The sequence below is a fragment of the Acidimicrobiia bacterium genome (assembly GCA_035948415.1).
In the GTDB taxonomy this organism is placed as follows: Bacteria; Actinomycetota; Acidimicrobiia; order IMCC26256; family PALSA-555; genus PALSA-555.
In genome coordinates this window covers 1-13,375 of sequence record DASZJD010000084.1, presented here as the reverse complement: position 1 = coordinate 13,375, position 13,375 = coordinate 1, and the positions used below count along the sequence as shown (strand labels likewise).

The following is a 13,375-nucleotide window of genomic DNA, read 5'->3' as shown; positions in this document are numbered from 1 at the left end:
CGGCGGCGTGCTCACCACGGCACGCCGAAGCGGTCTCGGAACGCGTGCGCCGCGAACGGCTCGCGTCGTGGCGGCCCGAGGCGTCGGGCGGGGTGGCCGACCGGGACGACGGCTTGGGCCACCACGGGGGCCGGGAGCTCGAGGAGGGCGCCGAGCTCGACCGCGAAGGTGGTGGTGAGGGTGGTCAGCGCCGACCCCAGCCCGAGCGCCTGCGCGGCCAGGCACAGGTTCTGGACCGCGGGGAAGATCGAGGCCGGGACGGTGGCCGGGTGGCACCGATCGGTGTCGGCGGCGACCACGACGAGCACCGGGGCCGCCCGGTAGCCGCCCCCCGCGATCCCGTGCTCGACGTCGGCGAGGAGCCCCGACGTCAGCCGGCGGGTGGCGAAGTCCCGGCCGCCGTCCTCCCAGGCCCGCTGGGTCAGGTCGTGCACGTGCCCCCGCAGCGCCGCGTCGCGCACGACGACGAAGACCCACGGCTGGCGGTTCTCGGCGCTGGGCGCGTAGGTGGCCGCGTCGAGGATTCGAGCCAGCGTGGCGTCGTCGACCGGCGCTGGCGCGAAGGCGCGGCAGGCGCGCTGCGAGCGGACGACGTCGAAGAAGTCGGTCACGCGGCACGCGCACCGACGCGCCGGAAGCTGTTGACGTACATGATCCGCAGGGTCTCGTGTCCCGCCCAGGCCCCGAACGCCGGGCCGTCGAGGCGCTCGCGCACGAGCGGCGTCATGGCCTGGAAGGACGCCTCGGGATCCTCGGTGTCCATCTCGTAGAAGTGCAGGAACCGCGGGTCGCCGCCGTCCACGTGCTCGTACGGCGTGATCATGGTGTAGCCGGGCACCGCCGCCTCCGCGATGTGGCGAATGTGCACGAAGTCGGCCCAGTCGCGCAGCTCTTGGGCTCGCGTCGGGTCGCGCGGGCTGATGAGCACGAGGGACAGGCCGACCGTCGGCCCTCCGGTGAGCCGCCCCTGACCCGGTCGCGGCGTGCGCCGGAAGTGATGACCGGCGACGCCGGCCGGGCAGGCGGGTGGCGAGAACCCGTCCTCGACCTCGTACGCGCCGAGGAGCCCGAACTCGGGCAGCACGCGGGGCAGGTCGTCGCGGCCGGGCCGGGCGTTCTGCCACCACGTCGCCCGCTGGACGCCGGGAACCTCGAGGACGGCGGGGACGCGCGCGTCGACGTACGCCCCTGCGGGCCCGTCGACCATCTCGAGGTACAGCCCGGCGGTGCGACGGTCCTCCATCGCGGGCGAGTCTAGGAACGTGTTCGTGACCCCGGCCGGGGCGCGCGTACGCTGCGCCGAGCACGATGAGCATCGCCGACGGCCCGTGGACCCGGCCCGAGCCGGGCTTCGTCTGTCCCGAGTGCGGGTTCGCCTACGACGACTGCGCCCCGGCCGCCAGCGCGGCGACGGTTCGAGCCCTCCCACCGCGGTACCGCGTCCCGATGGAGCGCTCCCTGCCCGGCGAGGACCTGGAGCGGCTGCTCCGGTCGAGGCCGGCCCCGGGGCGCTGGTCCGCCCTCGAGTACGCGTGCCACGTGCGCGACTCGTTCGCGCTCTACGAAGCCCGCATCCGCGTCACGCTGGCCGAGGACCGGCCGTCGTTTCCGAGGATGAACCGGGACCAGCGGGCGGTCGACCAGGCGTACAACCGCCAGGACCCCAGCGTCGTCGGGGACGAGCTCGCCGCCCGCGCCGCCGCGCTCGCCGCCGAGCTCGAGGCGGTCCCCGCCGACGGCTGGTCGCGGATCGGCGTGCGCGAGGACCTCGACATGAGCGTCGACTGGATGGCTCGCAACGTCGTGCACGAGGGCCAGCATCACCTGCTCGACATCGGGCGGGCCCTGCGGGCGGCGCGCCGCGACGGCCGGACCGCGTAGCGCCGGCGCTCGGACGGCGCGGGCCGCCGACGCCGCCAGGGCCGGCCGGTAACCTGACCGACGTGTCAGCGCCCGGGGGCTCGTTGCGCGGCCGCCGGGTGCCAGCGCCGGGCGAGGCGCCTATGCCCGCGGCAAACGCGGCCGCGCTGCTGCGTGGGAACGCCGCCGACCCCGACCGGGCGCACCGGCCGGCGGTGAAGTTCGGGGACCAGGTCTGGAGCCACGCCGAGGTCCTCGACGAGTCCCGGCGCTTCGCCGAGCTGCTGCGCGGCCGGCTCGACCCCGGGTCGCCCGCGCACGTCGGCGTCCTCCTCGACAACACGCCCGACTACCTCTTCACCCTCGGCGCCGCCGCCCTCATCGGGGCCACGGTCGTCGGCCTCAACCACACCCGCCGCGGCGAGCACCTGCTGCGCGACCTCACCCACACGCACTGCGGGCTCGTGATCACCGAGCCCCGTCACGTCACGCTGCTCGAGCCGATCGCCGACCGGCTGCCGGCGGTGCTGACGAGCCGCCGGTTCGCCGACGACGACGACCCACCCGCCCGGCTCGGTGAGGACCTCGCGGCGGCCCTCCCCGACGCCCCCGACGAGGACCCGGGTCTCGAGCCCGATCCCGACACCCGGTGGGCGCTCATCTTCACCTCGGGCACCTCCGACGCCCCGAAGGCGGTGATCTGCACGCAGCGGCGCTTCCTCGTGACCGGCACGCGCATGACGATCATCATGGACCTCAGCGCCGAGGACGTCGGCTACGTCTGCATGCCGCTGTTCCACTCCAACGCGCTGATGGTCGGCTGGGCCCCATCGATCGTGTGCGGCGCGTCCGTCGGCCTGGCCCGGCGCTTCAGCGCCTCCCGGTGGCTCGCCGACGTGCGCCGATACGGCGCCACGTACTTCAACTACACCGGGAAGCCCCTCGCCTACCTCCTGGCCACACCCGAGCGGCCCGACGACGCCGACAATCCCCTGCGGGTCGCGTTCGGGAACGAGGGGGCGCCGGAGATCGTCGACACGTTCGCCCGGCGCTTCGGCGTCGACGTCATCGACGCCTACGGGGCGACCGAGGGCGGGGTCGCGGTGAACCGGGAGGTCGAAGCGCGGGCGGGCGCCCTCGGGCAGGTCGCCGAGCACGTCAAGGTCGTCGACGACGACGGCCGCGAGCTGGCGGTTGCCCGGTTCGGCCCCGACGGGACGCTGCTGAACGCCGACGCGTGCGTGGGCGAGATCGTCAACACCGCCGGCGCCGGGCCCTTCGAGGGCTACTACAACAACGCGGACGCCAACGAGCGCACGCTCCGGTTCGGCTGGTACTGGACCGGTGACCTCGGCTACCTCGACGAGGACCGCTACCTCTACTTCGCGGGGCGCAACGCCGACTGGCTCCGCGTCGACGGCGAGAACTTCCCGGCCCAGCCCGTCGAGTCGGCGATCGCGCGCTACCCGTCGGTGGTGCTCGCGGCCGTCTACGGGGTGCCCGACGACCAGGCCGGCGACCAGGTCATGACTGGGCTCGTCGTCGCGCCGGGCGCCGCCTTCGACCCCGACGCCTTCGCGGCGTGGCTCGACGCCCAGGGCGCGGTCGGGCCGAAGTGGCGGCCGCGGTACGTGCGGGTGCTGCGGGACCCGCCCACGACGGGCACGAACAAGATCGTGAAGCGCGCCCTCGTGCACCAGAAGTGGCGCCACGACCGCGTCGGGGACGACCCCGTCTTCGTTCGCGGCCGCCACGACGCGACCTATCGCGCCTTCACCGCCGCCGACGAACAGGAGCTCCACCGGTCCTTCGTCCAGCACGGCCGGGCCCGCTTCTGGGACCTGTGAACCTGGCCTTCACGGCCGAGGAGCAGGCCTTCGCCGTTGAGGTCCGGGCCTGGATGGCCGAGCACCTCGAGCTGCCGGCGCCGTTCGACTCGCTCGACGAGGAGGTCGAGTGGGGTCGCCGCTGGCAGGCCACGCTGGCTCGGGACCGGTGGGTCGGGATCCAGTGGCCCGTCGAGTACGGGGGGCGGGGCGCGTCGCCGGTGCAGGTGGCGATCCTCAACATGGAGTACGCGCGCGCACGGGCCCCCCAGCCGGTGAACCGGGTGGGCGTCAACAACGTCGGCCCGACGCTCCTGGCCTTCGGCACGGACGAGCAGAAGCACCGCTGGCTGCCGGCGATCCTCGACGCCAGCGAGCTGTGGTGCCAGCTGTTCTCGGAGCCGGGCGCCGGCTCGGACCTCGCCTCGCTCGCCACCCGGGCCACCGCCGTCGAGGGCGGCTGGCTGGTGTCGGGCCAGAAGGTGTGGACGAGCTACGCCCAGTGGTCGCGGTGGGGGATCTGCCTGGCCCGTACCGACCCCGACGGACCCCCGCACCGCGGGATCTCGTACCTGGTCATCGACCTCGACAGCCCCGGCGTGGACGTTCGCCCGCTCGTCCAGCTCACCGGCGAGGCCGAGTTCAACGAGGTGTTCCTGGACGAGGTGTACGTGCCCGCCGACCAGCTCGTCGGCGGCCTGCACCAGGGCTGGATGGTCGCCAGCACGACCCTGTCCCACGAGCGCGGCACCGTCTTCGCCTTCAAGGAGCAGGTCGTCCACGAGGCGTACCTCGACGAGCTCTACCGCCTGGCCCACGACCAGGGCGTCCTCGACCGCGTCGAGGCCGCCGACGGGCTCGCCCAGTCGTTCGTCGAGCTGCGAGTCCTCCGGCTGCACAACTGGCGAACCCTCTCGCGGCTCGCCCGCGGCACCGAGCCCGGACCCGAGACGAGCTGGGTCAAGCTGGCGTGGAGCGACATGACCCAGCACCTCTCGAGCCACGCCGTCGAGCTCTGCGGCGAGGCCGCGCCCCTCTGGCGCGGCGCGCACGACCTGCCCGGCGGCGGCAAGTGGCAGCGCCAGTGGCTCTGGAGCGGCGCGGCGTCGATCGCCGGCGGGACCTCCGAGGTGCAGAAGAACATCGTCAGCGAGCGCATCCTCGGGCTGCCGCGGGGGTAGACGCGGATGGTGCGCGTCCGCGGGCTCGACCACGTGGTCCTGAACTGCCAGGACGTCGATCGGTCGCTCCACTGGTACGTCGAGGAGCTCGGGCTCCAGCCCGTTCGCGTCGACGAGTGGCGGGCCGGCACCGCCCCGTTCCCGTCGGTGCGCGTCGACGACGCCACGATCATCGACCTCCTCGCCGCCGATCGCTCCGGCGTGAACGTGGACCACCTCTGCCTGGTCCTCGAGCCCACGGACCTCGGCGTGCTCGCCGCCTCGGGACGCTTCGACGTGGTCGGCGACGGGCCCGTCGGCGGGCTGTTCGGCGCCCGCGGGTACGCCACGAGCCTCTACGTCCGCGACCCCGACGACAACACGATCGAGCTGCGCGCCTACGACTGACCGCCCCGAGCACGGCGCCCGCGCCCCCGCCGGGGCCGGTCCTCGGGCCTTCGGGCGCCGGCCTCCTCGGCGTCAAGGGGCACGGCCCCGAGGTCGAAGAATCCTCCATGGACGGGCCGCCCCTGTTCGACGAGGCCGCCCTCGAGGTCGGCTGGGAAGCCCTGCTCGAGCAGCAGCCCACGGCGCTCATCGCCGCCATCGGCGCCGACGGGATCTTCGTCCCGATCCCCGATTCCTTGACCCGCAACGGCCACGGGACGCTCCCCGGCCGCTCGGCGATGGACTTCGTCGTCCCCGAGGACTGGGAGCGCATCATCGAGGCGTGGGAGCGGACGCGGACGACGGGCGCGGGCCGAGCGGTCGTGCGACTGGCCGCAGCTCCACACGAGCGAGTCGTCGTCCACTACTTCGACGCTCGGCATCGCCACGGCGTGTACCTCGGCGTCCTCATCGGGCCGAGCGCCCGTGAGACCCTCGCCGCGGGCGTCGAGGTCGACGCGTCGCCGCCTCGGCTGGCGCGGGCACGGAAGAACGAGGCGGCCGTGTTCGTCGACGTCGACGAGGCCCTGAGCCAGATCCTGGGTTGGGCGGCCGACGACCTCGTCGGCCGCAGGTCGCTGGAGCTGATCCACCCCGACGACCAGGAGCGTGCGATTCGGGCCTGGATGGCGATGCTGGCCGCGGGCGACAACGGGCCGCGGGTCCGGCTTCGCCATCGTCGGTCGGACGGGTCGTGGGTGTGGCTGGAGGTCACGAACCACAACTTCCTCGACGACCCGAGCCGGGCCTTCGTCGCCGCGGAGATGATCGACGTGTCCGACGAGGTCGGGGCCCAGGAGGCGCTGCGCCAGCGCGAGGAGCTGTTCCGACGCCTCGCGGAGGCGCTCCCGAGCGGGCTGGTTCAAATCGACCGCGACGGCGCGGTCGTGTACACCAACGCCCGGCTTGAGGAGATCCTGGGCCAGCCCCCTTCGGACGCGGTCGACGCGCAGTTCGGCGCCGTCGTTCGCGACGACTGGGCCGCCTTCCGCGCCGCGATCGCGGCCGCCGTCGGCGACGGCGCCGACGCTGATCTCGAGGTCCAGGTCCAGCGCCACGGCGACCAGAGCCTCCGCCGGTGCCTGGCCCGCGTGCGTGCCCTCACCGACGAGGGGGCGGTGACGGGAGCGATCGTCTCGCTCGAGGACGTGACCGAGAGCGCCCAGCTGCAAGCCGAGCTCGAACGACGAGCGACGATCGACATGCTCACGCGGTGTCTGAACCGAGCGACGGTGATGAGCTCGCTCGAGGCGACGCTCGCCCAGGGCGACGACGGCTACACGGCCGTGATCTTCGTGGACCTCGACAACTTCAAGGCCGTGAACGACCGGCACGGGCACGCGGTGGGCGACGAGCTGCTCATCGTCGTGGGGGAGCGTCTGACCCGGGCGGTTCGGCACGGCGACTTCGTCGGCCGGCTCGGCGGCGACGAGTTCCTCGTCGTGTGCCCTGACGTGGCCGGGGCCGACGAGGCCAAGACGATCACGGATCGCATCGCGGCGGCGGTCCAGGGTCAGCTCCGGATCGGGGGTTCGCCGATCGAGCTCCGCGCCAGCGTCGGCGTGGCGTACGCGGGGCGGCGTGAGGCCACGGCCGACGCGCTCGTCTCGGCGGCCGACGCGGCGATGTACGCGGCCAAGCGCGACCGTCGCTCGGCGCACTGACCCGCGTCGCTCGCGAGCGTGGGCGGTCGCTACAGGAACCGACGGATCAGCCGGTCCTTCGTGGCCGTGTACGGCGGATAGGCCAGCGCGGGGTCGGGCTTCCCCGGCTTGCGGAGCACGCTCTTGGCGTGGCTGAAGGTGTCGAAGCTGGCCTTGCCGTGGTACGCGCCCATGCCGCTCGGCCCGACGCCCCCGAACGGCAGCCCCGGGACCGCGACCTGGTACATGGTGGCGTTCACCGCCACGCCGCCAGACGTCGTCTGCTCGAGCACCCGGTCCCGCGTGGCGTGCGAGCGGGTGAAGAGGTAGAGCGCCAGAGGCTTCTCGTGCGCGTTCACGTAGGCGACGGCCGCATCCACGTCGTCGACGGGCACCACGGGGAGGATCGGGCCGAAGATCTCGTCTTGGAGCACCGGCGCGTCCTCGCGGACTCGCTGCAGGACTGTGGGGGCGACGTAGCGATCCGCCTCGTCCACGCCGCCGCCGACGGTCGGCTGGCCACCTTCGAGGAGACCGGCCAGCCGGCGCAGGTGCTGGTCGTTCACGATGCGCCCGTAGTCCGGGCTCGCCTTCGGGTCGGCACCGTAGAAGTCGAAGATGGCGCGACGCACGTGCTCGACGAACTGGTCCTCGCGGCCCTTGACGACCAGCGCGTAGTCGGGCGCGATGCAGGTCTGTCCCGCGTTGAGGTACTTGCCCCACGCGACGCGACGCGCCGCGACGGCGAGATCGGTGTCGTCGTCGACGATGACTGGGCTCTTGCCGCCGAGTTCGAGGGTCACCGGCGTGAGGTGCCGGGCGGCCGCCTCCATGACGATCCGCCCCACACGACCGTTGCCCGTATAGAAGATGTAGTCGAATCGCTGCGCGAGGAGCGCCTGGGTCTCGGCGACGCCACCTTCGACGACGGCGACGGCGTCGGTGTCGAGGTACTTCGGGAGCAGCTCCGCCAGCGCGGCGGCGGTGGCCGGGGCGACCTCGGAGGGCTTGCCGACCACGCAGTTCCCGGCCGCGAGGGCGCCGACGAGCGGCGAGAGCAGCAGCTGGACCGGGTAGTTCCAGGGTGCGATCACGAGCGCCACGCCGACCGGCTCGCGAACGATGCGGGCCGACGCCGGTCGGGTGACCATCGGGGCCCAGACCCGCTCCGGACGGGACCACGCTCGGAGGTGTCGCAGGGCGTGGGTGATCTCGCTGATCACGAACCCCACGTCGGTGGCCCACGCCTCGGTCGGGGGCTTCCCGAGGTCCGCCTTCAGCGCCGCGAGCAGGTCGGCCTCGCGCTCGACGAGCATGGCCCGCAGGGCCTCGAGCTGGTCGCGGCGCCAGCGGAGCGGTCGGGTCCGTCCCGACTCGAAGGTGGCCCGCAGCCGGGCCACGGTGTCGGGTAGGTCGAGCCGGGCGCGCGTGCTGGTGGCGGTGGTCATGCCCCCTCCTCCACGAGGTCGAGCACGGCGGTGAGGTCGGGGGCTGACGGGACCCCTTCGGCCGCCGGGTCGTCGGGTGCGGCGTCGTCGGGCCAACGGCCCTCCCGCCGAAGGTACAGGGCCGTCATCCCGACGGCCCGAGGACCGACGACGTCGGGCCCCCAGGTGTCGCCCACGAACAGTGCGTCGGCAGCACCGACACCGAGCTTGTCCAGGGTGTGCTCGAAGATCCGTGGGTGAGGCTTCCGAGCGCCGGCCCACGCCGACGACACGACCACGTCGACGCGGTCTCGCACCCCCACCTCCTCGAGTGCGTCGAGCAGGTCCCAGTCCCAGTTCGAACAGATCGCGAGGGCGGTGCCGCAGCGGCGGAGTGCATCGAGCACCGGGTGCGCGTCGGGGTACGGCTCGAGCACCCTCGTCTCGGTCCCCTGGCGCAGCTTCTCGAGGATCACCTCGTACTCGCCCGGGTGCACGTCCGTCTCGGAGAGCATCCCGAGGAGCCGCTCGCGTTGCCAGGCCACGTAGTGGTCACGGCTATGGGAATGCTCGAGGTGCTCGATCCCGTCGATGCCGTCGTTCCACCACCGGTCCCGAACGTCAACCGGGAGCTCGTACCCGTGCTCGGCGAGCACCACGTCGATGGAGACCCACTGGGTCGCCTCGGCGAGCGTTCCGTAGAAGTCGAAGAGGATCGCGCTGACAGTCCCCACCTATCCTCGCACGTCAGCGGGGCTTTCCCGCACGGACGCGCCGACCGGATCCCATCAGCATCCCATCAATTTCGACGGTCCCCGACGACGAGAGTCCACGCACTGGTGTTTGGCGGCCTGCCGGGCCGCCAGTTCGAGTAAAGCCACTTGGTGTCACTTCTGTCCGACGGCCTAGCTAGTGGTGCTCGGTCAATGCCGTCGTGACCTGTGCCATCACCGCGTCCAAATTGAACGAAGCTGGCCTCTGGCGCGGCGGGAACTCGGTGAACTCCTGAGCTTGCCCGGCCACGATCGCCTGCATCTCGTAGAGCAGGAAGGCGTGGGAGAGCATCCAGTCGTAGTAGGTGTTCGAGTTCTCGAGTGCGCGTTCAAAGGGGTCGCGCCGAAGGTTGAAAATGTGCGGGATGCGCAACGGTACGAACGGCTCGATCCAGCAGCTCAGCTGCTTGGCACGCTGCTCCCTCAACGTCATCTTCCAGTCCCCGAAGCGGACTGCGATGACGTCTCCGTCGTCGCTGAAGTAGAAGAAGAACGGACGCGGGCTGTCAGCGACGTCTCCCATGAAGTACGGGAGCATGTTCCATCCGTCGAGGTGGACCTTGAAAGTCTTGCTGTCCATCTCGTAGCCGTGGAGGAGCTTGTCCTTGATATCGGGCACTCCGGCGGCAGCGAGGAGCGTCACCGCCCAGTCCTGGTGGGTGACAATGCCGTTGAGCACAGTGCCCGCCTCGAGCTTTGCAGGCCAACGCACAAACGCGGGCACGCGCCACGCGCCTTCCCAGTTTGTGTCCTTCTCGTGCGCGAATGGGGTGATTCCGCCGTCGGGCCAGCTGTTGTAGTGCGGCCCGTTGTCGGTGGTATAGATGACGATGGTCTCTTCGGCAATGCCGAGTTCGTCGAGCTTGTCGAGCATCTTGCCGATGTTCTCGTCGTGCTCGACCATCCGGTCGGCATAATCGCCTTGTCCGTCGCTCTTTCCCCGCGTCTTTTCGGTGATATGGGTGCGAAAGTGCATGGCCGTCGTGTTGTACCAGAGAAAGAACGGCTTCCCTTCCTGGTGTGTCTTGTCGATCCATCCCAACGCGGCTTCGGTGATCTCGTCGTCGACGGTTCCCATGCGCTCGATCGTGAGCGGACCCGTGTTCTCGATCTTCTGCTTGCCGACCTTGCCCCATCGTGGATCGTCGGTCGGGTCTTCGGTATCGGTCGCCCAGCTGTGCATGACGCCTCGTGGTCCGAAGCGTTCCCTGAAGGACGGGTCCGTGGGATAGTCCGGAAGTTCCGGCTCCTCTTCTGCGTTCAGGTGATAGAGGTTGCCGAAGAACTCGTCGAACCCATGCGCGGTCGGCAGGTACGCATTCTTGTCGCCTAGGTGGTTCTTGCCGAACTGGCCGGTCGCGTAGCCAAGCGGCTTGAGCATCTCGGCGATGGTCGGGTCTTCGGCTTGCAAGCCGACGTCGGCCCCGGGCATGCCGACCTTCGTCAGTCCCGTACGGATCGGATTCTGCCCCGTGATGAACGCAGCCCGTCCCGCCGTGCAGCTCTGCTGTCCGTAGTAGTCGGTGAAGGCGATGCCCTCGTTGGCTATGCGGTCGATGTTCGGCGTGTGGTAGCCCATCTGGCCACGGCTGTTGTAGCTGATGTTCCACCAGCCGATGTCATCGCCGAACAGAACCAGGATGTTTGGTCGTTTCTCAGCCACTACGACACTCCCTTTGGGTCAGTTCATTTGGACTTGGGGGTCGGCGGATAGGAAGAAGGCAAGCTGCCTGAAACTGACTGGGACGCGGATCGTGGAGGTCGTCGAGTACCAGAAGCACTTTGGTGGCGAGGGCTGCGATTTCGTTCGGCAAGGCCAACAAGAATTGATCCTCGGCACTCGACTTAGACGGGCGCGCTAACTTCCGGGAACTCAGCGTCCGCCGCGCCCTCGAGCATGGCCACGACGTAACGCCAGAACCGCGCTGGATTGTCATCACTCGACTCGAGCGTGAGCCACCCTGCGAGGGAACCGGTGGCCTGTTCGAACGATGTCGAGCAGCGAGGGTCTTGCCGGCGCCGGGACCGCCGGTGAGAAGCGCGACCCGCCAGGCGCGGTGAAAGCGGTGCCCGAAGAAACGAACCACATGTGCCGGCAGGGGAGGTGGCTCGAGTTTGGTGTTGAGCAACCGTGGGCTTGCTGCCTTGCCTTCTTCGTGCGGCGAGCCAGTGCGGAAACGCTGAGCCGGCTGAGTCAAATGTAAGTGGTCGCGATGACCGCCAGGCATGCCTCCGCCTCCACTGCTGACGGCCCAGCCCGGGGTCCAGAGGCCAGGAAGACGAACACACTTATAGGCCGAATGGCGCCCTTGAGTTTGTCCCTTCGATCGCACAGCCGTCAATGAAAGTCCCCAACCACATACTCGCCGCAGGCGCGTTCCCCTACTGAACCGCCCTGGGATGGTTCAAGTTCGCTTACATCCCGCTCTATGCGAGCTGGCCCAACCGCGTCGAAGCCCAATTCGCCGCCTGTGCTATCTCGCCCTCGACAGCACCGACCAGCACTCCCACTCGGAGCAATCACGCATGATCCACTGCCACATCGCCTGACGGAACCGCAATGCCCACGCGGCGGTACGCGAACTGGGATCTGGTTCGGGCTCCACAGTTGTGCCACAGTCTGCGGGGGTATGAATGCGTCCCGGAGGCTCGACCGCGGCGCGGTGAACTACGAACACATCGACTGAAGAGAGTGCCCCCCGGCTGTCGGCAGCCGAGGCTCCGACCGGCCGGACGCGCCCTGACGAGGCGCAGCCGGGCCCGTTCGTCACTCGCCAGTTTCCTGCGTCCTGATGTTATGAATAACACTGGGACGTCGCGAGAACAGCGGAAGCTGCACTCATTGCTCGACCAGGGGAGCGGCTCGACATGGTGGGCTCCGGGAGCGATCGGCTGGTGGATCGGCATTCTGTTCGCGTTCGGGTCGCTGTGCTTCGTGCTTGGTGCCGCGCCAGGGTACGTAGACGCTGTCGGGGGAGCAGGCGACGGCATCACGTTCTTCATTGGATCGCTCTTCTTCACGAGCGCCGCATGTCTGCAGTACTTCGAGGTCGGGAATGCGCCCGGCAGCCTGTCTGGCGACACGGGAGCAGACCGTCGTTGGTTGATATGGGAGCCCCGACGCATCGACTGGTGGGCGACTCTCGTGCAGCTCGCCGGCACGTTATTTTTCAACCGCAGCACGCTTGCGGCGATGTCCCACCAGCTCTCAGCGACACAGACCAATCGTCTCGTGTGGAGACCCGACGTCGTCGGGTCGTTGTGCTTCCTTGTCGCGAGCTGGCTCGCGTGGGCCGAGGTGTCGCACTGTCGGTGGTCGTGGCGTCCGCGCGTCTTGTCGTGGTGGATTGCCGGGCTCAATCTGGCCGGATCGATCGCGTTCGGCGTCTCGGCCGCTGCGTCGCACATCGTCCCCGCGAGCGACCAGCCCCGGAACGTCGCCCTGATGAACTTGGGGACGTTCCTCGGTGGCATGGCCTTCCTTGTCGGTGCCGTGCTGCTCCTACCCGAACGTACGCACACCACCGCCGTCCCGGCGATGGCATAAGCCGTAAGGAGTGAGGGATGGCACTGCACAAGAAGCTGATTGAGGATCTGACGCCAGTCATCTTGAGTCCCATGTATGCACGACCGGGTGCCGGTGCCGTTGGTGCCTTGTTCGCGCCTCGATCCGTTGGTTCTCGGAGTCCCGAAGCGGAGCGGGAAGCGACGTCTACCGAGTTCTCCGGCCGATGGCAAGATGAGTGCAGGATCCCGGTCACTGGTTGACGAACAAGGGGTGGTCACGTCGGCGTGAGGTCATCGCCGCCGTGCAAGGGCCCATCCGGTGTGACTCGCGCGGGAGTTGAAGTTGGAACGCCATGTCGTCCTCGTCGGTACCATGGGTGCCGGTAAGAGCACTGTGGGGCGTCTCGTGGCGGCGAGCCTCGGTTGGCCATTCAGGGACAACGACGAGGGGTTGGTGGATCGTGAGGGCCGCACGGCCGGGGCGATCGCGATCGATGAGGGCGCGGCTCGACTCCACGAGCGCGAGGTCGACATTCTGCTGGAGAACTTGGCGCGCGAGGGCCCAGACGTTGTGGCGGCCGCGGCGTCCGTTGTGACGGCCCCACGCGCCCGTGCCCGCCTCCGGTCGGACGCCTTCGTCTTCTGGCTCCATGCGACGCCTGACGCCCTGGATGCGCGTCTGCGTGCTCCTGGTGACCGCCCATCGTTCGGGTCGAGCCCGGCACGGCTCGC

The 13,375-nt window shown here is 70.0% G+C and carries 12 protein-coding genes; 7 read left to right on the top strand and 5 right to left on the bottom strand.

Annotated elements, in window-relative coordinates; genetic code table 11:
- Positions 1-11: 11 nt before the first annotated feature.
- A complete protein-coding gene (locus tag VG869_11595; GenBank protein ID HEV3451834.1) occupies positions 12-611 on the bottom strand; it encodes a nitroreductase family protein in 600 nt (199 codons plus the stop codon).
- Positions 608-1,243, bottom strand: a complete 636-nt coding sequence (locus VG869_11590; protein ID HEV3451833.1) for a hypothetical protein — start codon at positions 1,241-1,243, stop codon at positions 608-610. The genes VG869_11595 and VG869_11590 overlap by 4 nt, the downstream gene beginning before the upstream one ends.
- 65 nt (positions 1,244-1,308) lie before the next feature.
- On the opposite strand from VG869_11590, the gene VG869_11585 reads away from it, so the two are divergent.
- The 5 genes from VG869_11585 (at position 1,309) to VG869_11565 (ending at position 6,957) form a co-directional block, all read left to right on the top strand.
- A complete protein-coding gene (locus tag VG869_11585) occupies positions 1,309-1,881 on the top strand; it encodes a DinB family protein (GenBank protein ID HEV3451832.1) in 573 nt (190 codons plus the stop codon).
- A gap of 122 nt (positions 1,882-2,003) precedes the next feature.
- Positions 2,004-3,707: an AMP-binding protein gene (locus tag VG869_11580; protein ID HEV3451831.1), complete on the top strand. Its 1,704-nt coding sequence runs from the start codon at positions 2,004-2,006 to the stop codon at positions 3,705-3,707.
- Complete coding sequence (locus VG869_11575; GenBank protein ID HEV3451830.1) at positions 3,704-4,867, top strand: acyl-CoA dehydrogenase family protein; 1,164 nt, start codon at positions 3,704-3,706, stop codon at positions 4,865-4,867. The genes VG869_11580 and VG869_11575 overlap by 4 nt, the downstream gene beginning before the upstream one ends.
- Before the next feature lie 9 nt (positions 4,868-4,876).
- Positions 4,877-5,254 carry a VOC family protein gene (locus VG869_11570; protein HEV3451829.1) on the top strand — a complete coding sequence of 126 codons (378 nt, stop codon included), beginning with the start codon at positions 4,877-4,879 and terminating at the stop codon, positions 5,252-5,254.
- A 107-nt stretch (positions 5,255-5,361) separates the two neighbouring features.
- Complete coding sequence (locus VG869_11565; protein ID HEV3451828.1) at positions 5,362-6,957, top strand: sensor domain-containing diguanylate cyclase; 1,596 nt, start codon at positions 5,362-5,364, stop codon at positions 6,955-6,957.
- Between the two features lie 29 nt (positions 6,958-6,986).
- On the opposite strand, the gene VG869_11560 is transcribed toward VG869_11565, so the two are convergent.
- The 3 genes from VG869_11560 to VG869_11550 form a co-directional block, all read right to left on the bottom strand.
- Positions 6,987-8,384, bottom strand: a complete 1,398-nt coding sequence (locus tag VG869_11560) for an aldehyde dehydrogenase family protein (GenBank protein ID HEV3451827.1) — start codon at positions 8,382-8,384, stop codon at positions 6,987-6,989.
- A complete protein-coding gene (locus tag VG869_11555) occupies positions 8,381-9,097 on the bottom strand; it encodes an HAD family hydrolase (protein HEV3451826.1) in 717 nt (238 codons plus the stop codon). The genes VG869_11560 and VG869_11555 overlap by 4 nt, the downstream gene beginning before the upstream one ends.
- A gap of 175 nt (positions 9,098-9,272) precedes the next feature.
- Positions 9,273-10,799 (bottom strand): arylsulfatase, encoded by a 1,527-nt coding sequence (locus VG869_11550; GenBank protein ID HEV3451825.1) that lies wholly within the window; start codon positions 10,797-10,799, stop codon positions 9,273-9,275.
- Between the two features lie 1,179 nt (positions 10,800-11,978).
- On the opposite strand from VG869_11550, the gene VG869_11545 reads away from it, so the two are divergent.
- Positions 11,979-12,683 carry a hypothetical protein gene (locus VG869_11545; GenBank protein HEV3451824.1) on the top strand — a complete coding sequence of 235 codons (705 nt, stop codon included), beginning with the start codon at positions 11,979-11,981 and terminating at the stop codon, positions 12,681-12,683.
- Between the two features lie 366 nt (positions 12,684-13,049).
- Positions 13,050-13,375: shikimate kinase (locus tag VG869_11540; GenBank protein HEV3451823.1), on the top strand; the 326-nt coding region annotated here is incomplete at its 3' end.